The following is a 23,317-nucleotide window of genomic DNA, read 5'->3' as shown; positions in this document are numbered from 1 at the left end:
ACTATTAGAAATCAGATGACCTACATCTGAAACCTGTGGCGAGGGAGCTTGCTCCCGCTGGACTGCGCAGCAGGCCCAGTGTTTTTCAATTGGAAAAAATGGCCGCTTCGCGACCCGGCGGGAGCAAGCCCCCTCGCCACAGGGGATTTATCGTTATCAGGCGAGTTTTACCCGGTAGCCCTCTTCGCTGATCACCTCGATCACCTGCTCGGGGCTGAGCGAACTCTCGACGCCGACTTCTTTCGCGGCCAGATCGACCCGCACGCTGGCCGCCGGATCCTTCGCTTGCACCGCGCTGGTGATGGCTTTGACACAGTGGCCGCAGGACATGCCTTGAACGTTGAACACTTGCATGGATTTGACTCCTTTGAGTGAGGTTGCCGGCAGTGTCGAGCTTGCCACCATGGCAAGGTCAAGTTCTGCAGAAACCTGCCGGGCTGGCAATCGGCGTCGCGCTCAGCCAAGCTGCGTGCATCAATGACTCAAATTCAGGAGATTCAGCCATGCGCTGGTCAGCTTTCAGCCTGTTTGGCTTGCTCAGCCTGTTCGCCGCCCTGCCCCAGGCCAACGCGACCGGTGAGGACTACGCCGTTCTGATCATCTCGCGCGAGCGCCTGGAAGTGCCGACTCCCTGCGAGATTGGCGTGTACGTCAATGATCAACTCGCTGGGCGCCTGCTGCAGGAAGAGACTACTTCCTTCAACCTGCCCCACGGCACGCTTTCCATTCGTCTGAAGCAATTGCCTGGCCAGGCGCCGGGTTGCCAGGCAGGCATGCTCGCGCCGCCCGCGCAGGAGATCTCGCTCAAGGCCGGCGATGTGCTCAAGTACCGGATCGCGGCAAATGCCAAAGGCTTGTACCTGCGACCTGCCGCCCTCGAATACTAAGCGAAACTCCAAATGTGGGAGCGGGCTTGCTCGCGAAAGCAGTGTGTCATTCAGCGATGATGTTGACTGACACTCCGCCTTCGCGAGCAAGCCCGCTCCCACACTGGTTTTGTAGTGAGTCAAATATTGGCGCTTGACCTTGCCAGCGTGGCAAGGTTGATCCTTGTAGGCATCTTCTACAGGGAGTAAGACCGATGTCCGATTCCATCACTTTCGATCTGCCGATTGCCGGCATGACCTGCGCCAGTTGCGCCGGGCGTGTCGAGCGGGCGTTGCGCAAAGTCAGCGGCGCCAGTGCCGTCAGCGTCAATCTCGCCACCGAACAGGCCCGCGTCCAGGCGCCCGGCGACAGCTTGCCGGCGTTGATGGAGGCGGTTGAACGCGCCGGTTACAGCGTGCCGCAGCAGACGGTGGAGTTGAGCATTGACGGCATGACCTGCGCTTCGTGCGTCGGTCGCGTCGAGCGCGCCCTGAACAAAGTCCCCGGGGTGAAGAGCGTCAGCGTCAACCTCGCCAACGAACGCGCGCACCTCGAATGGCTCGGTCAGGTCGATATTCAGTCGCTGCTCGATGCTGTGAGCAAGGCCGGCTACTCGGCCAGCGTCTGGCAAGCCGAACATCCGGCCACCGATAACCAGCAACAGCGCCTGCAACATGAGCGCTGGGCGCTGATCTGCGCGATCGCCTTGGCCTTGCCGCTGGTGTTGCCAATGCTGCTGCAACCGTTCAGCATTCACTGGATGCTTCCGGCCTGGGCGCAATTCGCCCTCGCCACCCCGGTGCAATTCATTTTCGGCGCTCGTTTTTATGTCGCCGCGTGGAAAGCCGTGCGCGCAGGGGCCGGTAACATGGACTTGCTGGTGGCCCTCGGCACCAGCGCCGGTTATGGCTTGAGCCTGTACGAATGGGCCACCGCCGCCGGGCGCATGCCGCATCTGTATTTCGAAGCCTCGGCGGTGGTGATCGCCCTGGTGCTGCTCGGCAAATACCTGGAAAGCCGCGCCAAACGCCAGACCGCCAGCGCCATCCGCGCCCTCGAAGCCTTGCGCCCGGAGCGGGCGATTCAAGTCATCGACGGTCGTGAACAGGACGTCGCGATCAGCGCCCTGCGCCTCAACGATCAGGTCTTGGTCAAACCCGGTGAACGTTTCCCGGTAGACGGCGAAGTACTTGAAGGCCAAAGCCACGCCGACGAAGCGCTGATCAGCGGCGAAAGCCTGCCAGTGCCAAAACAGCCGGGCGACAAGGTCACCGGTGGTGCGATCAACGGTGAAGGTCGCCTGCTGGTGCGCACCACCGCCCTCGGTGCGGAAAGTGTATTAGCGCGGATAATCCGTCTGGTCGAGGACGCTCAGGCGGCAAAAGCACCGATCCAGAAACTGGTGGATAAGGTCAGCCAAGTGTTCGTGCCCACCGTGTTGCTGATCGCCCTCGCCACCCTGATCGGCTGGTGGCTGTACGGCGCGCCTATGGAAACCGCATTGATCAACGCGGTCGCTGTGCTGGTGATTGCCTGTCCGTGTGCCCTCGGTCTCGCCACGCCGACGGCGATCATGGCCGGCACGGGTGTGGCTGCGCGTCATGGCATTCTGATCAAGGACGCCGAAGCGCTGGAACGTGCCCATGCAGTCGACAACGTGGTCTTCGACAAGACCGGCACGCTGACTTCCGGCACCCCGCGTATCGCCCATTTCAGTGCGCTGGATGGCGATGAAAATACTCTGCTGACACTGGCCGGCGCCCTGCAACGCGGCAGCGAGCATCCGCTGGCCAAAGCCGTGTTGGACGCGGCCGCCGAGCGTGACCTGAGCGTGCCGGATGTCAGCGACAGCCAGGCCCTGACCGGACGCGGTATCGCTGGCACGCTTGATGGTCGGCGCCTGGCGCTGGGCAATCGGCGCTTGCTGGAAGAAAGCGGCCTGAGCGCGGGCAATCTCGCCGAGTCCGCCAAGGCCTGGGAAAGCCAAGGCCGAACCCTGTCGTGGCTGATCGAGCAAAGCCCGGAACCGCAAGTGCTCGGACTGTTCGCCTTCGGCGACACGCTCAAGCCCGGCGCACTGCAAGCGGTGCAGCAATTGGCCGCCCGAGGGATCCACAGTCATCTGCTGACTGGCGACAACCGTGGCATCGCGCGCGTGGTGGCCGAGGCGCTGGGCATTGAAAATGTTCACGCCGAAGTGCTCCCCGCCGACAAAGCCGCGACCGTCGCCGAACTGAAGAAAACCGGGGTGGTGGCGATGGTCGGCGACGGCATCAACGACGCCCCTGCACTGGCGGCGGCCGACATTGGCATTGCCATGGGCGGCGGTACCGACGTAGCGATGCACGCCGCCGGCATCACTCTGATGCGCGGCGATCCACGGCTGGTGCCGGCAGCGCTGGAGATCAGCCGCAAGACTTACGCGAAGATCCGCCAGAACCTGTTCTGGGCCTTCGTCTACAACCTGATCGGCATTCCGCTGGCAGCGCTCGGCTTCCTCAATCCGGTGCTGGCCGGTGCGGCGATGGCGCTGTCGAGCGTCAGCGTGGTGAGCAATGCGCTACTGTTGAAAACCTGGAAACCGAAGGATCTGGAGGAGCACCGATGAACATCGGCCAAGCGGCCCGTCACAGTGGCCTGAGCGCGAAGATGATCCGCTATTACGAGTCGATCGGCCTGCTCAAGGCTGCCCATCGCACCGACAGCGGCTACCGGGTCTACAGCGATGATGACCTGCACACCCTGGCGTTCATCAAGCGTTCGCGGGATCTGGGTTTTTCCCTGGAAGAAGTCGGCAAGCTGCTGACCCTGTGGCAGGATCGCCAACGTGCCAGCGCCGATGTGAAGGCCCTGGCGCGTCAGCACATCGACGAGCTGAATCAGAAGATCCGTGAACTCGGCGAGTTGCGCGACACCCTGCAGGACTTGGTCGAGCACTGTAATGGCGACCATCGCCCCGACTGTCCGATCCTCAAGGAGCTGGCGTCGGGCTGCTGCGCGCAACCCGCCCGCGCCTGAGCGCCAGCCACTTCACGGCCAACAATGTGCCGAGCGGGATGCCGTGGAACAGCATGACCACGGCACCCGGCGTCCACCAACCGTAAAACGGCGCGGCAATCAGCATGCCGACGCCGAACCCGGTCATTTGCAGCAAGGTCAGAAAACTGAAAATCGGCAGCCGCAAATGCTCCGGCTCACGTTGCAGGCGCGACATCAGGCTGACTTCGGAGAAACCGTCCCCCATCCCCGCCGGCAGGGAAAACAGCAGCAGGCCGTAAAGGCTGTGCTGCTGGAACATCAGGATAAAACCGCAAGACATCAACGCCACGCCGAAGAAATACCGTCGCTCCAGATCAAGGTTATCCGTGCCTTTGAGGCGACTGGCAATCCGCGCTCCGAGCAGTTTGCCGCTGGCCCACACCGCCAGCATCAGGCCCAGCGTGGTGCTGGCCGAATCGGGTGTCAGCAGTCTGGAGATGATCGGGAAGCCGACGTTATGCGCGGCACTGCCCAAGGTGTCGGCCATGGTCACGGCGAGCATCGCCGCAATCACCGGAGCGCTGCGCAGGCCTTGTTTCAGGGCTGACCATTCGCCGCGTTCGCTGGTCGATTGTTCGCTGACTTCTGCAGCGGCGAAGCGCAACGGTGCAATCAACAGCGCCGCCAGCACATAGGTCAGTGCGTTGAGCGCGAATACCGTTTCGAAACCGAAGGCCGCCACCAGCAAACCGGACACCAGGCTGCCGCCGACCATCGCTGCGGATGATGCCGAGGTGATCCAGGCATTGGTTTTCAGTAGCTGCGCCGGGTCGATCAGCCTCGGCAACTGGCTGTTGAGGCCGATGGCGAACATCGAATTGCCAAAACCCAGGCCGAAAGCGATCACCGGCAACAGCAACGCCTGCTGGCTCAGCGGCAGGATCAACAGCAGGCCAAGCAACGCCGCGCGCAGCAGATCGAAGGCAATCAGCGGCACCCGGCCACTCCAGCGCCGATAGAAGCGCGTACCGATCAGACTGGCAAAAATCCCCCCGCCGACGCGGCTGGCGAGGAACACCCCGACGCTCATCGCGCTGTTGCTCAGCAGGTAAACATAAGTCGCCAGCGCGACCATGTTGAGGAAAGCGCCGAAATCGGAGATCAGCCGGGCGGTGATGATGAGGCGGGCGTTCACATTCAATCCTTGAGTGTGCGAGGGCTGACAAGATTCCCACACACATTTCAAGAACACCACAAATCCCTGTGGGAGCGGGCTTGCTCGCGAAGGCGGTGTGTCAGCCAACAAGGATGGCGGCTGATACGGCCCCTTCGCGAGCAAGCCCGCTCCCACAGGGGATCTGCGGTGGTTCTGGAAATGCGGCAGGCACAAAAAACCCGGCCGAAGCCGGGTTTCTGTCAAGCGCTTACTGCATCCACGGTGGCGGAGGCGGTTCGTCGGACTTGCCTTTGGGCTCGTCATCCGCCGCACGGATCGCCTGCTTGCGCTCTTCGTCGAGACGCGCCGCTTCGATCTCGCGCAACACACCGCCAACGTCGGCCAGATCTTCCGGATCGTCGAACTCACCGGTCAGCACGCTGTTGGGGTGCAAGGTGCCGGCTTCGTACAACGCCCACATTTCCTTCGCGTAGCGGGTCTGCTTCAGCTCCGGGGCAAAACGCCCGAAGTACGACGCCATGTTGCCCACATCCCGTTCGAGCATGCTGAACGCGTGGTTGTTACCGGCGGCATCCACCGCCTGCGGCAGGTCGATGATCACCGGGCCGGTCGGGGTCAGGAGCACGTTGAACTCCGAGAGGTCACCGTGCACCAGACCGGTACACAACATCAGCACGATCTGCGAGATCAGGAACGCGTGATATTCGCGGGCCTGATCCGGCTCCAGCACCACGTCGTTCAGACGCGGCGCGGCATCGCCATATCCGTCGGCCACCAGCTCCATCAGCAGCACGCCATCCAGAAAGTCGTATGGCTTGGGCACTCGCACGCCGGCACCGGCCAGACGGAACAGCGCCGCGACTTCGGCGTTCTGCCAGGCGTCCTCGGTCTCCTTGCGACCGAATTTCGAACCCTTGGCCATCGCCCGCGCCTGCCGGCTGTTACGCACCTTGCGGCCTTCCTGATACTCGGCTGCCTGGCGGAAACTGCGTTTGTTCGCCTCCTTGTAAACCTTCGCGCAACGTAACTGGTTACCGCAGCGCACCACATAAACAGCTGCTTCTTTACCACTCATGAGTGGGCGCAGCACTTCGTCGACCAGACCGTCTTCGATCAGGGGTTCAATGCGTTTTGGAGTCTTCATCAGCTTTTATTGTGGGTCCTTTATTACCAAACACGCGAATGTCACTCGTTATACGGCAATCCTCGCGCTACGGGGAGGGGTTGCCGACCTGTGAACCCTGTGGATGCACACACTGTGCCGAAATAATCGAGCTTTGCCGATCATAGCCGAGCCCACCTTACTTGTAGCTATCGGCCGTCAAGGGCATTTGCGACAGAATCTGACATTGGCATTCATTTCCCCTGTGGGAGCGGGCTTGCTCGCGAAAGCGGTCTGTCAGACACAATGACGGCGCCTGACACGGCCCCTTCGCGAGCAAGCCCGCTCCCACAGGGGATTGTGCTCAACGTTCGATGATCGCGGTGACACCCTGGCCGCCAGCGGCGCAGATCGAAATCAGCCCCCTACCCTTGCCCGCCGCATCCAGCAGTTTTGCCAGGTTGGCGACAATTCGCCCGCCGGTCGCGGCAAACGGATGCCCCGCCGCCAGCGAGCTGCCTTTCACATTCAGCCGGCTGCGGTCGATCGAACCCAGCGGTGCGTCCAGCCCCAAACGCGTCTTGCAGTATTCGGGGTCTTCCCAGGCCTTGAGCGTGCACAGCACCTGCGCGGCGAACGCTTCGTGAATTTCGTAGTAATCGAAGTCTTGCAGGGTCAACCCATTACGCGCCAGCAAGCGCGGAACCGCATACACCGGCGCCATCAACAGGCCTTCGGCACCGTTGACGAAATCCACCGCCGCCGCTTCGCCATCGCGCAGATAGGCGAGGATCGGCAAACCACGTTCTTTTGCCCATTCCTCGCTGCCCAGCAGCACCACTGAGGCGCCGTCGGTGAGTGGCGTGGAGTTGCCTGCCGTCAGCGTGCCCTTCGCGCTTTTTTCGAAAGCGGGTTTGAGCGTGGCGAGTTTTTCCAGGGTCAGGTCCAGACGCAGGTTGTTGTCGCGGGTCAGGCCGAGGAAAGGCGTCATCAGATCGTTGTGCCAGCCTTCACTGTAGGACGCGGCGAGTTTGTGATGGCTTTCGAGGGCCAGTTGATCCTGCTCTTCACGCGGAATATTCCAGGTCTGCGCCATCAGTTCGCAGTGCTGGCCCATCGACAGGCCGGTGCGCGGTTCGCCGTTACGCGGAAACTCCGGGATCAGGTGCCGCGGACGCAGTTGCAGAAAGGTCTTCAGCTTGTCGCTGGTGGTCTTGGCGCGGTTGGCCTGCAGAAGGATTTTGCGCAAGCCTTCGCTGACGCTGATCGGCGCGTCCGAGGTGGTGTCGACGCCACCGGCAATGCCGCAATCAATCTGGCCGAGGGCGATTTTGTTGGCCACCAGCAGCGCTGCCTCCAGCCCGGTGCCGCAGGCTTGCTGGATGTCATAGGCCGGGGTGGCCGGCGACAGCCGCGAGCCGAGAACGCACTCGCGGGTCAGGTTCATATCCCGTGACAATTTAAGCACCGCACCCGCCACCACTTCGCCGATGCGCAGGCCGTGCAGGTTGTAGCGTTCGATCAGGCCTTCCAGGGCAGCAGTGAGCATCACCTGATTGCTGGCAGTGGCGTACGGCCCGTTGGAACGGGCGAAAGGAATACGGTTACCACCGATGATGGCGACGCGGCGCAGCTGACTCATGAAAAGCTCCTTTTTCAAATGATCGAATTCACCTGAATCCTTTGTAGGAGTGAGCCTGTGGTGAGGGGATTCATCCCCGATGGGTCGCGCAGCGGCCCCCTCATTGCAATCGCTATACATTGCGACTGCTTCGCAGCCGATCGGGGATGAATCCCCTCGCCACAGGTCACTCCTACAAGGTTCAACGTTGTTTCTGAATTTGTGTTTGGCCACACAACCATCGGCGGCCAACTACTCTGCTGTTCTAGCGTAGGCCTTATTGCGTGGATCGAACGATTGATTGCCGTTGGTAGTCCACACTTTGAACCCCAACTTTTGGAGAGCGTTCCATGTCTGACCGCTATATCGACTTCGCCAACTCATCCATCGGCCACCGTCTGGTCGGGGCTTTGGGCCTGCCGTCGCCGGTGCGGCTGGAACGCTGGCAGGCCGGACGCCTGCGGCCGGTGGACGGCGCGCTGTTGATCGGTGGCGGGCCGCTGGCCGAGCGGGTCAATGCGTTCGCCAACCGCCTGACCGATGCGATCTACAGCTACGGCACTGAACCGTCGCTGGCCACCGCGTGGATTCCCGGGCACGGGCCTAAACTCAAGGCCGTGGTGTTCGACGCCAGCGACCTGCAGCACACCGACCAGCTCAAACAGCTGCGCGAGTTCTTCCAGCCGTTGATGAAAAACCTCGACAGCAGCGCGCACCTGGTGATCCTGGGCCGCGCCCCGGAAACCCTGCGCGATCCGTTTGCGTCCAGTGCACAGCGAGCGCTCGAAGGCTTTTCGCGTTCGCTGGCCAAGGAGCTGCGCAGCGGCGGCACGCTGCAACTGATCTATGTCGGTGACGGCGCTGAAGATCAGCTTGAGGGGCCGTTGCGGTTTTTCCTGTCACCGAAAAGTGCCTTTGTTTCCGGGCAGGTGATTCGCCTGAGCCCGTGCGCCACGCCGGTCACCGACTGGACCCGGCCACTGGCCGGACGCAAGGCGCTGGTCACCGGTGCGGCACGCGGGATCGGCGCCTCGATTGCCGAGACCCTCGCCCGCGATGGCGCCGAGGTGATTCTGCTCGACGTCCCCCCGGCCAAGACTGATCTGGAAGCCCTCGCCGCACGTCTTGGCGGCCGGGCGATCACCCTTGATATCTGCGCCGAAGATGCCGCCGCGCAACTGATCGAACAACTGCCGAACGGCCTCGACATTCTGGTGCACAACGCCGGGATCACCCGCGACAAGACCCTGGCCAACATGACCCCGGAATTCTGGGACGCGGTGCTGGCGGTCAACCTCAATGCCCCGCAAGTGCTGACCAAGGCGCTGCTCGACAGCGGCACCCTGCACGACAATGCGCGGGTGATTCTGCTGGCCTCGATCAGCGGCATCGCCGGCAATCGCGGGCAGACCAACTACGCCGCGAGCAAGGCCGGCCTGATCGGCCTTGCTCAGGCCTGGGCGCCAACGCTGCACGAACGCGGCATCAGCATCAACGCCGTGGCCCCGGGCTTCATCGAAACCCAGATGACCGCGCACATCCCGTTCGGCCTGCGTGAGGCCGGACGGCGCATGAGTTCGCTGGGCCAGGGCGGCTTGCCGCAAGACGTCGCCGAAGCCGTCGCGTGGCTGGCGCAACCGGGCACCGGCGCATTTACCGGCCAGGCGCTGCGGGTCTGTGGCCAAAGTGTTCTGGGGGCATAGGCATGAGCATTGAATGGCACACCCTCGACCGTGAACCGAGCCTGCCCGGCCTGTACGCGCGGGCCGCGACACGGCGCAAGATCACCGGCACCCGACTGCCCGACAGCGGTTTGCGCTGCTGGGTCGATGTCGACCCGCAAAAACTGGCGGCCTATCGCAAGGTCTGCGGCTTTACCGATGACGGCCTGCTGCCGCCGACTTATCCACACATCCTCGCGTTCGCCCTGCAGATGCAATTGCTCACGGCGAAGGAGTTTCCATTCCCGCTGCTGGGGCTGATTCACCTGAGCAACCGCATTCGCGTGTTGCGGCCGATGGGCGGGATCAGTCGTGCGCAAGTCAGCGTCCGCGTGCATAACCTGCAGCCGCATCCCAAAGGCGCGACCTTCGAGGTGTTGACCAGCCTCGATGATCAACTCGGGCCGCTGTGGGAAGCCGAAAGCCAGATGCTCTGTCGCGGAGTGAAACTCGACGGCGAACCCGTCGAGCAACACTGGGAACCGTCCCAGGTGTTGACGCAAGTCGCGCAATGGAAAGCCCCGGCCGACATCGGTCGGCAATACGCCAAAGTCTCGGGCGACTACAACCCGATTCACTTGAGCGCGGCCAGCGCCAAACTGTTCGGTTTTCCCACGGCGATTGCTCACGGTCTGTGGAACAAGGCACGAACCCTCGCCGCACTGGCTGGTCATCTACCCAAGGCCAACCTTGAAATCGCCGTGCACTTTCGCAAACCGGTGCGCTTGCCCAGCGAGGTCTCATTGCTGGCGAGTGCGCCGGGATCCAGCGGCGAGTTGCGCCTGATCGGCAACGGCGATCTGGAACACATGGTCGGTCAGTGGCAACCGGTTGCCTGAGTATCCGCCCGGGCAAGCCTGTAAATTGTGTATATATCACTTAAGTTTTTCCGCGTTTGGCGCCGCACTCTGAAAAACTCCAGGCCTTGATTTTCAAGGCCTTTTTTTATGCGTCTATATCCTGGGTATTAGTCCTTAGGCACGGCGCGGCGCCTTATATATAAAGGCGTTAATACCAACTTGAGAATGGTGGAAAAGCACCGCGCGATCGAGATTGGCACCACGGACGAGGCATCACCGGCGACAGATCGGTGAGCCATCGAAAACGACGAATGTTGTTACAGGTGCAAGGAATCTCAATCATGAAAACTCAAGTGTGGTGCAAATCGGCAACAGCTCTGGCATTGATCCTCTCCCTTGGCCTCGCTGGCTGCAGCAGCGGCGGTGGCGGCCATCACAGCAGCTCCGGCAGCTCTTCGCCAGACAGCGCGACGTCGGGCACTGGTGGCACTAGTGGCACTGGCGGTAGCAGTGGCGGTACTGGCGGCACCGATACCGCTGGCACAGGTGGTACCGGTGGCACTGGCGGTACCGGCACGACCAACCCGACCAATCCGACGAACCCGACCAATCCTACCAATCCTACCAATCCGACAGACCCTACGGATCCAACCAACCCGACCAACCCGACTACCACCCCGCTGGTGACTACCACCCTGGTGCAGGATGTCGGCAACACCGTCGCGGGCGTCGGCAGTGGTGTCGGTCAGGTCGGCGACTCCTTGAGCACCGTTCCAGTCGTGGGCGGCGTTGTGCAAAGCGCAGTCAAAACCACAGGCAATGTGGTCACCACCCTGGGTGATGGCGTGGCCAACGGCATCGGCAAACTGGGCACGGTCGACAACGGTCTGGGCGTCACCGCAGCCTCGGTCGGCGGCGTGGTGTCAGATGTCGGTACTGGCGTCTCGGATCTGAGCAGCAAACTGGCGACCGCCACCGGCAGCGTCCCGGTTGTCGGCGGCGTGGTGACCAAAGTGGCACCGGTGCTCGATGGCGTCGGTGAAAAAGTCACCATGCTCGGCGACACCCTGAGCCTGGCCACCACCACCGGCCCACTCGGTTCAGTGACCAAAAGTGTCGGCAACGGTCTGGTGCCAGTGATTGCCATGGTTGAAAGCACCACCGACAAAGTCGGCGATGCAACCGGCCTCGGCGCTCCGCTCAATGGTGTCCTCGGCCAGGTCGGCGGCGCCGTCAAAGGCCTGGGTGGTCAAGTCACCGGTGCTGGCAGTGGCAACGCGTTGACCAACACCGTCGGCGGCGCCTTGACCAATGTCGGCACCACTGTCGGCAAGGCCGGGGGGCTGGTGGATAACGGCACCAGCACCGGTGGCGGATTGGGCGGTGGTCTCGGCGGCGGTCTGGGCGGTACCGGCTTGCTGCAAACGGTTGGCGGCGCCGTGGTCAACGTCGGTGCCGGTCTGAACGCCGGCAGCACCAACGGCGTGGTCAGCGCCGGCGGCGTCACGGCTGGCGGACTGGGCAACACCATCGCTTCGCTCAACACCGTACTCGGCGGCTCGGGCACGCCGATCACCGCCACCACCTCGCCACTGGCCACCGTCGGCGCCACCGTGGGTGCCGGGCTTAACCCAGTCACCAGTGCGGTCACCAGCGTCACTCAACAAGTCGGCGCCGCGACAGGTCTGGGCGCGCCGGTCGCCGGTCTCACCGGCCAGGTTGGCGGCGCCGTCAGCGGCATCGGCAACACCATCGCCGCCACCAACAACCCGGTCACTACCGCCGTGGGTGGTGTGGTCAGCAACGTCGGCGCTACCGTCGGTGCGGTCGGCGGACTGGTCAGCGGCGGCACCGCCACTGGAGGCACCGCAACCGGAGGCCTGGGCGGTGTACTCGGTGGTCTGACCGGCGCTCTTGGAGGCAACAAACGCTAAATTGCACCTGGCCGATTCGACGGCCGCACCTACAGCGCCTACGCTTGGTTGAGGGCGGAAGATTCCCACGAGTCTTCCGCTTTTTTCTTAGGAAAAATTCAGCCCAGCGCTGTGATCTGACCATGGAGTGTCCTATGCGCGTAATGGCATCCCTGCTGTTCCTCATTCTCAGTTCCGCCGCCCTCGCCGACACCCTGCCCAGTTTTCTCAACAGCAACGAAACCACGCGTAACCTGCCCGTGCCGAACCTGCCGGCAGATGCTTATCGCCCCGCCGCCACGCCCCTGCAAGTACCCGACCCCGGCGCGGCCACGGCGCAGCCGCTGTTGATGGAGACCAAAATCAACCTGAAAACCGTGCAGATCGAAGGCGGCACGATCTACCCGCTCAACGAACTGGCCGAAGTCTACAAACCCCTGATCGGCCATCAGACCAGCCTCGCCGACCTGATCGAAGCCACACGCGACATCACCCGGCGCTACCAGAAGGACGGCTATCTGCTGTCCTACGCCTTCCTGCCGCAACAGCGTTTCGACGACGGCGTAGCCCGAGTGGTGCTGGTCGAAGGTTATGTGCGCGATGTGCAGGTGCAGGGCGATGTCGGCCGGGTCAAAGGCCTGCTCGACGAACTGGCAGCCAAAATCCAGGCCGAACGCCCGCTGACCCGCAAGACCTTCGAACGCTACACCACCCTGATGACCCGCATCCCCGGCGTGACCATCCAGGCGCAAGTGCCGCCGCCCGGCACCACCGACGGCGCAACGACGCTGGTGGCCCAGGCCAGCCGCAAAGCGTTCACCAGCACCATGAGCACCACCGAAGACAACCGCAACGGCACGCAGGCATTGCTGGGGGTCAGCAGTAACTCGCAGACCGCCATGGGCGAGCAGCTGACCCTGAGCGGGCTGTTTCCGCCGGGCGACGATCACGAACATTACTACCGTCTGGACTACAACCAGTTCCTCAATAGCGAAGGTACGCAACTGAGCCTGTTTGCCTCGCGCTACCGGGCCGATCCGGGCACCAATGTGCTCACCAGCGATGGCTTCGAACTCAAACCGCACAAGGAAGATGACCGCTACTCCATCGGTGTCAGCCACCCGTTCATTGCCGCCTCCAACGAGCTGCTTAACGCGGGAGCGCGGCTCTATGCAGTGGATGACAAAAACCGCTACGACGTGGTCGGCTATCCGCTCAGCATCGAAGAGCGCACCAACGTGCGTGCCCTCGCATTCGAAGGCGACTGGCGCAAGAGCGATGCCCGGCAACTGCGGATTCTCAGTGGTGGCGTGTATCAGGGTCTGGACAGCATGGGCGCGCATTCCAACAACCCGGCGCTGGACCTGAACTTCCTGCGCCTGCGCCTCTCCGGGGTGCAAAGCGACAAGTTCTTCGACAATTGGCAAGGCGTGCTGTCGGCCGCGCTGTACTGGAGTGATGACACCCTGCCTGACAGCGAACGCGCGGTGTTCGGCGGGCAGAATTTCGGCCGTGGCTACCCGGACGATCAGGCGTCGGGCGACAAGGGCTGGGGTGCGGCTTACGAGGTCAACTACAGTTTCAATCGCGACGGCAACTGGGTGCGCATCCTGCAGCCGTACGTGGTGCTGGACCGTTCGAAAACCTGGTTCAACAAGCTGGCGGTGCAGAGCAATGACCTGTCATCGGCAGCAGTAGGTCTGCGTTTTGGCGATGCCAAGTACTACAACATTGCGTTGGAGGCCGCCAAGCCGATGTCCGATGAAGCGCTGGATACGTTCAATCGTCGGGCGCGTTACAGCATCAGTTTCAGCTATCAACTGTAGGGTGTCAGATCAATCAACTGAGCAGGCAGACCGCTTGCTCTCACATTGCAGCGCACATCCCTGTGGGAGCGGGCTTGCTCGCGAAAGCGGTGGATCAGTCAGCATTTTTGCCGACTGACACTACGCCTTCGCGAGCAGGCTCGCTCCCACAGGTTTTACCCGATGTGGATCAGAACGCGTAACGCACCTTCGCGGTGAAACTGTCGGAGTCGAAACCGCTGGAGGTCAGATAGTTGTAAGAGCCACCGACGCTCCACGCGCCCATCCGGTAGTTGGCGCCCAGGCCCAGTTCATAGCTGTCACGCACCGGCGTGGTACCGCGGCTGACGGACGACTCGCCCCCCAGCACGAAGGCCGATGTGGTGCTGACCTTGTCACCGATGAAGTCATGCCAGGCCATCAGCTTCGCTTCCGGTTCCAGGCTGCCGCTGCCGACATCGAATGCCGCCGCCAGACGTGCACCGACGCCCATCTCACCGACTTCATAACGCTGACTGCCGACATTCAGCGACGCCGAGCTGCCCTTCTCGCGATACGCATCCATGCCGACATTGGCATAGCGCGCGCCAACCTGTGGTTCCAGCACTAAATCAGGCATCAGCCGCAGGCTGTACCCGGCCAGTGCGCTCACGCCGAATACATCACTGTCGTAATCAGCCTTGGCCTGAGTGCCAGCGATATAACGTTTGGATTCGTTATCGTTCCAGCCGTACATCAGCGACGAGTCGACGAACCAGTTGTCATGCACCCAGTTGCTGTACAGCGTCAGCGCATGCCCGGTGACCTTGGTCTTGTTGCCGAGATCGGATTTCACATCGGTATCGAGGTAGCTGTAAGCCAGACCCAATGTGGTATCGGCATTCAACTGACCATCGGCACCGACCGCGATCCCGTGGCTGTCGGCATCATAACCGGCGACACCGCGACGCTCGTCCTGATTGGCATCGCTGCTCAAGGCTTGCAGCCATACGCCTTTTTCCGGGGCGCCGGTGGCTGAGCGTGCACGACTGGAGCGATCATTGATCACGCCCGAGACCAGCGTCTGACTGTTGGTCGCCGCGTGCAGTACACCACGGCTGACATCCGGGCTGAGGGTTTCACTCAGGCGCGCCAGTTCGGCATCGGTGCCGGCGTTAGCGAATGCCTGGAACACCGGATCCTGTTCATCGAGGCGTGCCAGCAGTCCTGGCACATGCCCGACCGCCGTCGCCGCGTTATCACTGCCGCCGACTGCCAGGGTGTTCTCGGCCAGCACCTCGCTCGACTTGGTCGTCACCACACTGGTGATGTCATTGCCGACCACACCGAAACTCTTCACATCCAGCAGCGCGGAGGTCGAGGTCACGGTCAGGTTGTTGCCACCGACCAGATTCCCCGAGCTGATCAGGGTGTAACGCGTTCCACCGGGGCTCACGCGAAAATCACTGGAGCGCGCCAGCAGACGCAGTTGCGCGCCCGGGGCGATATCGGTGGTGCCGGTGACTTTCAGCACAGGCAGCGCCGGGTTGGTGTCATTGCCCAGGTACATCTCCAGCACCGAGTTCGACTCTTCCATATCGAAGTCGCCGATGAAGGTGGTGTGCGGCTTCATCAGGGTCAGCGTGCCCTCTTCGATAGTGACGTAGCCGGAGCGGATGGTCGAACCGTCGAAAGTCGCATCACCGTCGACCAGTACTCCAGACAGGCCGAGCAGGTCACCCTTCACCGCGCCGCCATAGAAATAAAAGTAGCTCGCGCCGTCATCGACCTGGATCGCCGCCTTGCCACCCTCGATCAACCCGTTCATTTGATAGATGCCGAAAGGCCGGGCGCCACTGGCCTGGCCACTGACATGCACACCGATGTCCTCGCCGGAAATGGTTCCGCCGTTCCACAGCGCGGTGGAATTGGCGCTCGCCGGAGCGCTGAACTTGACCCCCTCGAACACTACCGCCTCGGCATTGGCACCGGTCGCACGGATAGTCCCGGTGTTGTTGACCGACTGGCTCAGTGTCGCGCCATCGAGCAATACGCCCAATGCGTCGGTGCCGCTTGCGGTGATGGTGCCTCGGTTGCTGAGCCCGGTCATGTTGGTATGCACCAGCAACAGGCCACTGGCGGTCTGGCCGCTGACGTCGATGCTGCCACTGTTGACCAACGAATCGCCCAGCGTGCTGCCGAGATCGGAAATACCGCTGGAGGTGCCAGCGTCGGCCAGACCGTGAACTGAAATAGAGCCTTCGTTGAGCAGCGCGCCGGCGATTTTGGTCGGCACCACTCCAGCGGTCCCCAGACTGATCCCGGTGCCGAACCTGGCGCCGTCAATCCGGATATTGCCGGTGTTGCGCAGTTGATCCGCCGTCACCCCCGAGAGCTGTGCGCCGTAGGTCGTACTCACCTGGGAAACAGGAGCGATATTGCCGTTACCGCTCAGAGTGATCAGCCCCCAGTTCTGCAGATTACTGGTCAGCGGGCCGCCACTCAGGTCGTGGTTCAGGCTCGCGCCGGCGGCGATAGCCATAGTGGTGTGCAAAGCGGCGGCGGCGGAGATGGAGAGCGCCAGGACAGAGCGGCGCAGGCATACGATAGTCACGCGAGATTCCCTTCCAAAACATGAGAAACAGTTTCAGCAGGGTTCGTTACATGATTCAGGCATCCCTACCGTCCCACCAAGTCGTCCTGGTTCGGGCGCGGGGAATGTACACGAGCCATCATTTTGATACCACACAAAAGTCAAAGTGATGGCGTCAATTTTCAAGACAATCCATCCAGTATCCGCTCAGGCCGCATCTCCTGCGCGCTTGAGCGTTGCGATCAACCTAGTTCTTGGTCTCGATCTTGCCGCCCGCATCCGGGTCGTAAAAATCCGGAATCTCGTATTTGTATTTCTTCAACCAGCGTTGCAGCGCCAGCTCCCGCTCCGCCGCCGTGGCGGTTTGCGGCTTGGGCGAGGCTGCCTGGTTGCGACTTTGCAGCACCAGCCAGCCTTCGGTTTCCTGTTGCTGCGCCGAGGCCGGGCCGGCGTCGATCGCCTGGGCGGCGAACGGCAGGCTGAGCAGGGCCAGGCAATAAACACTGTGCAAGGTGTTCATGGTCATCTCCCGGAGTGTCACTTGAGCGTCGACGGTTGTGGGTCAGCCACCACCGCTACTTGATTACCAACCGCGGTCGGGGCCTTGGCCGGCACCTTGAGTTTTTCCGCGCGGGCCTGGGCGTCGGCGAACTGCTCCGGCGTCAGGTGCGCGCGGCTGACGATTTCGGCTGCTTGCTGCCAGTTGTTCTGGTACAGCAGCAAGCTCACCAGATTCAGCGTGGCCAGTTGATCGTTCTGCTTGAGTTCGATGGCCGTCAGGAACTCGAAACGCGCATCTTCAAGACGCAACTGGTTGAGGTAGACCACGCCGAGGTCGTTGCGGATTTTTTCATTGGTCGGCGCCAGACGCACCGCGCGTTGCAAGTGCGCCTGAGCCTGGCCATTGTCGCCACGGGCGGCATAGATCTGCCCCAGGCCGTGTTCGGCGTCCGCCGTGAGGCAAGTACCGAGTAGCCCGCGATACAGCGACTCGGCTTCATTGCGCCCGAGCAAGCGATACACCCTGGCCTTGCGCAGGCGGACCTCGACCAGTTTGTCGGGCAGGCTTTGCAGGTTGGCCAGGCTGGCGTGCAGTTTGCCGTCGTTGGCCAGATCGTCCGCCAGGTTCAGCGCCAGTTCCTGTTCGGAATCGAGTTTGCTGCAACTGGTCGGTGCGAGCATCGCCGACCACGGCGCCTGACCGTCGGTGGCGCAACCACCGAGCAACAACACACTTGCCAAGACAATCAGTGCTTTCATCAAACGCTCTCCATGAGCCAACGTCAGTTTGCAAACGCCCGGGTAATCGCGGTGAACCCCGGGCCGGCCAGTACGATCAGCAAGGCAGGAAACAGAAACAGCATCATCACCACCGACATCTTCGCCGACATCTTCGAGATGTATTCCTGCAGTCGGGTGAGGCGGCGGTCGTCGAGTAATTGTTTGAGCGCCAGCAGCGATTTCATTGCCCCGCCACCCTGCTGAATCAGTTGCTGCAGGATCACGCAGGTGTCGGTGAACTCATCGACCGCCAGCATCACCGAGGTCTTGTTCAACTCCTGTCCCAGCTCCAGTCCCGAGTCGACCCGGGCCAGAATCAGGCGCAGTTCGCGGGTCAGTTCCGGCAGCAGTTTCTGCCCTTCGGTGCTGAGCACGCGCAAGGCTTGTTCAACCGCCATGCCCGACTCGAAGAGGATGCGCAGCAGCGGAATGAACGTGGAGATTTCCACGGCGATGGTTTTCTGCCGACGCCCGGCGGCGTAAGCCAACAGCCGCTTGGGCAACAGGTAACCGGCGCCGGTGACGAGCATCGGCACGATCCAGCGGTTGGCGGCGTGCGGAAAAAACACTTCCTGGAGAAAGATCGCCAACCCAAGCGCCAGCAGCGGCGTGCCGATCTGGCAGGCGGCGAACAGCGAGCGCTCACTGGCGCGGCGCCAGCCGAGGCGACTGAGCAGGGTCTGGGTTTCGCTGTCGATGCTCACCGAGCGCTGACCGAACCTGCTGTTACCCAGAGCCCGCAGCCAGTTACCGAAACGGTTCTCGCGCACCAGATGCCCCTGCAAACGCTGGTTGACTTGGCGCACCCGGCGGCGCTCGGTCAGCAGGTGATTGACCACCAGCAACAGCGCGCCGAGCAGCAGCATCAGAGCGGCGAGATAGACCATTTCAAATACTCCGCAACATGCGCCACAGCGCCAGGCACCCGGTCACTTGCAACACCACGGCGATGATCAACATGGTCCGACCACCGGAGTCGTGCCACATGCCGAGCATGTAGCCGGGATTGGTCAGCATGAAGTAGCTCACCAGAATCACCGGCAGCGAACCCAGCACCCACGCGGTCATGCGTGTTTCGCCAGTCAGTGCGCGCAGTTGCCGGGCGCCCTGGTCACGTTCGCGGATCAGCTTGATCAGGTTCTCCAACAGCTCGCTGGCATTGCCGCCGTAGCGATGATTGACCTTGAGGCCGAGGGCAAACATGCGCAGTTCGTCCTGTTCGTAGAGTTCGGCGAAATCGCTGACCGCATCCGGCAGATTGACCCCCAGTTGCACGTTGCGCTGCACCCGGCCCATGGCTTTTTTCAGCGGATCCTCGCTCGATTCGATGCCGCCCATGACGGCGTCGCTCAAGGTGCGGCCGGACTTGAGACTGCGTACGGTGTAGTCGAGCAGCTGCGGCAACTGCTCGATCATGCGTTTGATCCGCCGGTGGTACAGCCAGGAAATGTACAGGCGCAGGATCAGCGGCGGCGCCAGCAGCATCGCCAGCAAACCGATCCAGTCCGCCAATAGATAACCCAGGACAATCGCCACGCCCCACAGGGTCATCCACAGCCCGAAACGCTCGCTGGGACGGCCAAGCCCGGCGCGCAAAAACATCCGTTCAAGCCCGACCCAGGTCGGCTTCTGCGCGGCCAGTTGCGGCTGCCCCGCCGCGAGACGATTGAGCACCCGTTCGTTGCTGGTCTTGTGGATACCGTGCACGAACAGCCAGATCGAGAGCCCGAGCAGGATCAGACACAGAAGGATGAGAATGGCCGGTCCGATCATGATGCAAGTCCCATGCGGTCAGCCCAGGTGGGTCTCGTAGCGCAACTTGTCGCCCGCCGGATTGACCGCTTCGCGCAGGAAGCCGAAACCAGTGCGCCGATCAAGGCGAAACAAGGTGTTGGTGACGTAGACGTCTTCACGGATGCCGACCACTTCCACCACCTCGCTGACACAGCGGCGGCCGTCGGGCATGCGAGTCAGCTGGATGATCACATCGAGGGCGGCGCAGATCATCTGGCGCAAGGTGCGCTCGGCGATCGAGCGACCGGTCAGCCCCACCAGCGTCTCCAACCGCAGCAACGCATCCTGGGCATTGTTGGCGTGTACGGTGCTCATCGAGCCGTCGTGACCGGTGTTCATCGCGGTCAGCACATCGACCACCTCGACTCCACGAATCTCGCCAAGGATGATCCGGTCGGGGCGCATGCGCAGGGCGTTGCGGATCAGGTCGCTGGCCTTGACTTCGCCGTGGCCCTCGGCATTCGGCGGACGGGTTTCCAGGCGCACAACATGCGGGTGGCTGAGCTGCAATTCGGCGACGTCTTCGATGGTCACCAGACGTTCGTGGGGGTTGATCAATTGGCTGAGGATGTTCAGCAGCGTGGTTTTGCCGGTGCCGGTACCGCCGCTGATCAGCACGTTACAACGCTTGCCGACCGCCTCCTGAAGGAACTCGAAAATCGCCAGATCGATGGTCTGCATCGCCATCAGATCACTGCTTTTGAGCATGTCCTTGCGAAACTTTCGAATCGACAGGCAGGGGCCGTCGAGCGCGATCGGCGGGATGATCGCGTTGACCCGGCTGCCGTCCGGCAGACGTGCATCGACCATCGGCGAAGACTCGTCGAGACGCCGCCCGAGTGGCGCGAGAATCCGTTGCATGACCCGCTCGACGTGGTGCGCGTCGATAAAACGCAGGTCACTCTGATGCAGCACGCCATCGCGTTCGATGAATACCCGGTGCGGGCCGTTGACCAGAATTTCGGTCACTGACTGATCGCGCAGCAGCACTTCCAGCGGACCGAAACCGGTGAGTTCATCGACGATTTCCTCGGCCAGCCGCTCCATCTCGTAACGGGAAATCGCCAGGTGCAGGCGGGCGATGTATTCGGCGACCTTGTCGGTGACAAACTGCGCCAGCAATTGGCGCGAGCCCTCCAGCAGGTTTTTCCCCGACTCTTCGATGGCGTCGATGATGTAGCGGTGCAGGACCAGTTTCAGGCCTTCGTGATCGGTATTGCCGGTCGCGCCGCGCTGCACCGCGCCGAACAGTTTTTCCGCGCTCATGAGGTGCCTCGCAAGCGATCGAACCAGGTGACTTTGGGTTTGGCCAGGCCTTCGGAGCGCTTGGCCAGACGCTCACCGAGAGCCCGCAGGCTTTGCGTGAGTTTTTCCCGCGGGGCCAGTTCGAACAGGCTGACGCCCTGATTCTTGGCGTTAAGGCGCACTTCGGCATTGGCCGCCAATACCGCGATCACTTCGAGGTTGAAGGTTTTGCCCAGGGTTTCAGCATCCGGGGCCACGCTGCCCAGATAGCCGTCCACCAGCAAACGTGCGTGGTCGAGCTTCATGCCCTTCTCGCGCCACAAGTTGAGTACGGCGAGGTTGCGGCGGCAGTTGAGCACGTTCTGATCGGTGTACCAGATCAGCTTGTCGCAGTGGCTGACAAACGTGCGCAAGGCTTCACTGTCAGATTGCCCGGTAAGGTTCACGACGATGTGCTGAAAGTGTTGGCGCAAAGCGCTGAGCAACATGTACAGCTCGGCGGCACTGGTGTTTTCCAGCGGCTCGTCGCTGCTGGCATACGCCAGAATCCGCAGCCCCGCTTCAGCGCTGGTGAAGGCACTGTCGATCAGCGTCGCGTCGAGCCTGCGCAAGTGACGCAAGGCATCGCCGAAGTGGAACGAACTCTCGAGCCCGAGCAACGCCAGGCTGTCACCGCGCGGCAGGCCCAGATCCAGCAGCAAGGTCTGCTGTCCGCTCTTTTGCACCACCTGCGCCATATGGTTGGCCAGCAGCGCGCCATCGCAATAGCTCTGCGTACCGTACAACACCGTGAGGCCGCCAAGATGCGTGTTGGCCGCCACCGGTGGCAGGCGCTTGTTCAAGCGCCGTACCAGCCCGGCGACTTCACTGGCGCGCGAACCGTAGGCGACGAAATCCCGGGCGCCGGCACGCATGGCGTTGAGCACCAGTTGGTTGTCCATGCCGTCGCCGAGCGCAACGATGGCAAGCATCGGTTTGGCTTCCAGCGCGCCTTCGATCAACGCACTCTGCGCCACCACATGGTCGCGATCGAGGCCGACGAACACCAGGCTGGCGAAGGTGACATCGACCAGCGCCAGCAACTCGTCCAGGCTCCCGGCCCCGGCGCTCACCACTTGGCCCAGCGGCGCGAGTGCGCCTTGCAGCCACTCCAGATCGGTGCTGTTACGGGTGATCGCCAGAAAAGTCTGGCTGAGGTTCTGGTTCATTGGGACAGCCCACTGCGTTTGTCGAAGTTGCCGTTTTCGAGGAAGAACATGCGGTAGAAATTCGGATCGTAGTTGCGCAGTTTTTCCCCCGGCAGCGATGGCAGTTGCGCGTCCGCCGCCAGAGGCTGCACCAGGTGCGGGGTGACAATCATCAGCAGTTCGCGCTCTTCGCGTCTGATCTGCGAGCCTTTGAAAAAGGCGCCGAGCACCGGGATATCGCCCAGCCCCGGAAACTTGTTCACCTGCGAACTGTTGGTGGTGCTGATCAGGCCGCTGATCACGAAGCTTTCGCCATCGGCCAGCGAGACGCTGGTGTCGGTACGGCGGATGGTCAGGGCCGGCACGGTGGTGCCGGCTATCTGCACAGCGTTGCTCAAATCCAGTTCGCTGACTTCCGGTGCGACTTTCAGCGCGATGCGGTCGTGGCTGATCACGGTCGGGGTCAGGGTCAGGCGGATACCGAACTCCTTGTACTCGATCGACACGTTGTCGCTGCCGGCGCTGGGCACCGGAATCGGGATTTCACCACCGGCCAGAAAGCTTGCGCTCTGCCCGCTCAACGCCACCAGGCTGGGGCGTGCGAGGGTGTAGGCGAAACCGCTGGTTTCCAGCGCGTTGATGATCGCCATGGTCTTGCCGCCGATCCACGAGAAATTGAACAGGCCGTTATCCACCGGCAGCCTCGGCGTCGGCACGCCATCGATTGGCGGCAACGTACCGGGCGAACCAAACAGGAAATTGCCCCGTGTACCGATTAGCGAAGCGGTGGCTTCCTTGAGTTTGGTGCGGCTGACTTCGACGAAACGAATGTCGGTCTGCACTTGCGAGGGCAGCATCGGATCATCGGAAGGCATTCTGCTGGCGCTGGTCAGTGCGGCAGTGGCACTGCCCTTGACGAACACCATGCTCTGGCGCGGCTCACTGGAGCACGACGTCCAGACCATCAGGCTGGTGGCGCCGGGGGCCACGCCGGTGAGTAGAAACGAGGCGCTGCCGGTGTCGTGCACATCAGCGATCTTCGGGTCGCCGATAGCCACGCGGGTGATTGCCACGGGCGACTGGATGTCCTGCTGGAAGCCTTCGCCGATCTCGATCACCGGCGGCATACGGCCGAGTGCCGAGCAATTGCCGGTGGCCGCGACGGCGGCGTTGATCGACAGTCCCATCAGTATCAAGGCCCGGAAGACAGGTGTTAATAGCGGCCTGAATCGACTCTGCATGCACGTGGATCC

The 23,317-nt window shown here is 62.2% G+C and carries 19 protein-coding genes; 7 read left to right on the top strand and 12 right to left on the bottom strand.

Annotated elements, in window-relative coordinates; all coding sequences use genetic code 11:
• Nucleotides 1-156: 156 nt before the first annotated feature.
• Nucleotides 157-354: a heavy-metal-associated domain-containing protein gene (locus E3Z29_RS06030; RefSeq protein WP_095138221.1), complete on the bottom strand. Its 198-nt coding sequence runs from the start codon at nucleotides 352-354 to the stop codon at nucleotides 157-159.
• A gap of 149 nt (nucleotides 355-503) precedes the next feature.
• Here E3Z29_RS06030 and E3Z29_RS06025 point away from each other — a divergent pair, with 149 nt between their 5' ends.
• The 3 genes from E3Z29_RS06025 (at nucleotide 504) to cueR (ending at nucleotide 3,885) form a co-directional block, all read left to right on the top strand.
• Nucleotides 504-887, top strand: a complete 384-nt coding sequence (locus E3Z29_RS06025) for a hypothetical protein (protein ID WP_134785370.1) — start codon at nucleotides 504-506, stop codon at nucleotides 885-887.
• 194 nt (nucleotides 888-1,081) lie between these two features.
• Nucleotides 1,082-3,475: a heavy metal translocating P-type ATPase gene (locus E3Z29_RS06015; RefSeq protein WP_134785369.1), complete on the top strand. Its 2,394-nt coding sequence runs from the start codon at nucleotides 1,082-1,084 to the stop codon at nucleotides 3,473-3,475.
• A complete protein-coding gene (cueR, locus tag E3Z29_RS06010) occupies nucleotides 3,472-3,885 on the top strand; it encodes a Cu(I)-responsive transcriptional regulator (protein ID WP_007962968.1) in 414 nt (137 codons plus the stop codon). Before E3Z29_RS06015 ends, cueR begins: the two co-directional genes overlap by 4 nt.
• Here cueR and E3Z29_RS06005 read toward each other — a convergent pair.
• From E3Z29_RS06005 to E3Z29_RS05995, 3 genes are all read right to left on the bottom strand, one after another.
• Nucleotides 3,839-4,981 (bottom strand): MFS transporter, encoded by a 1,143-nt coding sequence (locus E3Z29_RS06005; RefSeq protein ID WP_256662087.1) that lies wholly within the window; start codon nucleotides 4,979-4,981, stop codon nucleotides 3,839-3,841. The genes cueR and E3Z29_RS06005 overlap by 47 nt on opposite strands.
• Nucleotides 4,982-5,270: 289 nt before the next feature.
• On the bottom strand, nucleotides 5,271-6,167 hold the full coding sequence (locus E3Z29_RS06000) for a PA4780 family RIO1-like protein kinase (RefSeq protein WP_134785367.1): 897 nt from the start codon (nucleotides 6,165-6,167) through the stop codon (nucleotides 5,271-5,273).
• Nucleotides 6,168-6,489: 322 nt separating this feature from the next.
• The gene (locus E3Z29_RS05995; RefSeq protein WP_134785366.1) at nucleotides 6,490-7,767 is read right to left on the bottom strand and encodes an acetyl-CoA C-acetyltransferase; all 1,278 of its coding nucleotides are present in this window, start codon (nucleotides 7,765-7,767) and stop codon (nucleotides 6,490-6,492) included.
• 329 nt (nucleotides 7,768-8,096) lie between these two features.
• Here E3Z29_RS05995 and E3Z29_RS05990 point away from each other — a divergent pair, with 329 nt between their 5' ends.
• The 4 genes from E3Z29_RS05990 (at nucleotide 8,097) to E3Z29_RS05975 (ending at nucleotide 14,006) form a co-directional block, all read left to right on the top strand.
• A complete protein-coding gene (locus E3Z29_RS05990) occupies nucleotides 8,097-9,449 on the top strand; it encodes a 3-oxoacyl-ACP reductase (RefSeq protein ID WP_134785365.1) in 1,353 nt (450 codons plus the stop codon).
• 2 nt (nucleotides 9,450-9,451) lie between these two features.
• A complete protein-coding gene (locus E3Z29_RS05985; RefSeq protein WP_134785364.1) occupies nucleotides 9,452-10,306 on the top strand; it encodes a MaoC/PaaZ C-terminal domain-containing protein in 855 nt (284 codons plus the stop codon).
• A 302-nt stretch (nucleotides 10,307-10,608) separates the two neighbouring features.
• Nucleotides 10,609-12,201 (top strand): collagen-like triple helix repeat-containing protein, encoded by a 1,593-nt coding sequence (locus tag E3Z29_RS05980; RefSeq protein ID WP_134785363.1) that lies wholly within the window; start codon nucleotides 10,609-10,611, stop codon nucleotides 12,199-12,201.
• A 134-nt stretch (nucleotides 12,202-12,335) separates the two neighbouring features.
• Nucleotides 12,336-14,006, top strand: coding sequence for a ShlB/FhaC/HecB family hemolysin secretion/activation protein (locus E3Z29_RS05975; RefSeq protein ID WP_134785362.1), 1,671 nt, complete (start codon nucleotides 12,336-12,338; stop codon nucleotides 14,004-14,006).
• Between the two features lie 169 nt (nucleotides 14,007-14,175).
• Here E3Z29_RS05975 and E3Z29_RS05970 read toward each other — a convergent pair whose 3' ends face one another.
• From E3Z29_RS05970 to E3Z29_RS05935, 8 genes are all read right to left on the bottom strand, one after another.
• On the bottom strand, nucleotides 14,176-16,578 hold the full coding sequence (locus E3Z29_RS05970; protein ID WP_134785361.1) for an autotransporter outer membrane beta-barrel domain-containing protein: 2,403 nt from the start codon (nucleotides 16,576-16,578) through the stop codon (nucleotides 14,176-14,178).
• Nucleotides 16,579-16,804: 226 nt separating this feature from the next.
• Nucleotides 16,805-17,077, bottom strand: coding sequence for a DUF3613 domain-containing protein (locus E3Z29_RS05965; protein WP_134785360.1), 273 nt, complete (start codon nucleotides 17,075-17,077; stop codon nucleotides 16,805-16,807).
• Nucleotides 17,078-17,094: 17 nt separating this feature from the next.
• On the bottom strand, nucleotides 17,095-17,817 hold the full coding sequence (locus E3Z29_RS05960; RefSeq protein ID WP_134785359.1) for a tetratricopeptide repeat protein: 723 nt from the start codon (nucleotides 17,815-17,817) through the stop codon (nucleotides 17,095-17,097).
• A gap of 23 nt (nucleotides 17,818-17,840) precedes the next feature.
• Nucleotides 17,841-18,725 carry a type II secretion system F family protein gene (locus E3Z29_RS05955; protein WP_134785358.1) on the bottom strand — a complete coding sequence of 295 codons (885 nt, stop codon included), beginning with the start codon at nucleotides 18,723-18,725 and terminating at the stop codon, nucleotides 17,841-17,843.
• A gap of 1 nt (nucleotide 18,726) precedes the next feature.
• Nucleotides 18,727-19,611: a type II secretion system F family protein gene (locus E3Z29_RS05950; RefSeq protein ID WP_097089927.1), complete on the bottom strand. Its 885-nt coding sequence runs from the start codon at nucleotides 19,609-19,611 to the stop codon at nucleotides 18,727-18,729.
• An 18-nt stretch (nucleotides 19,612-19,629) separates the two neighbouring features.
• Complete coding sequence (locus E3Z29_RS05945; protein WP_115988283.1) at nucleotides 19,630-20,898, bottom strand: CpaF family protein; 1,269 nt, start codon at nucleotides 20,896-20,898, stop codon at nucleotides 19,630-19,632.
• A complete protein-coding gene (locus tag E3Z29_RS05940; RefSeq protein WP_134785357.1) occupies nucleotides 20,895-22,085 on the bottom strand; it encodes a pilus assembly protein in 1,191 nt (396 codons plus the stop codon). The genes E3Z29_RS05945 and E3Z29_RS05940 overlap by 4 nt, the downstream gene beginning before the upstream one ends.
• Nucleotides 22,082-23,305, bottom strand: a complete 1,224-nt coding sequence (locus E3Z29_RS05935) for a type II and III secretion system protein family protein (RefSeq protein ID WP_134785356.1) — start codon at nucleotides 23,303-23,305, stop codon at nucleotides 22,082-22,084. Before E3Z29_RS05935 ends, E3Z29_RS05940 begins: the two co-directional genes overlap by 4 nt.
• Between the last annotated feature and the right edge of the window lie 12 nt (nucleotides 23,306-23,317).

Origin of the sequence: Pseudomonas sp. S150 (genome assembly GCF_004526365.1) — a bacterium.
Lineage (GTDB): Bacteria > Pseudomonadota > Gammaproteobacteria > Pseudomonadales > Pseudomonadaceae > Aquipseudomonas > Aquipseudomonas putida_A.
The sequence above is the reverse complement of the archived record's forward strand: the minus strand, read 5'-3'. Positions and strand labels throughout refer to the sequence as shown.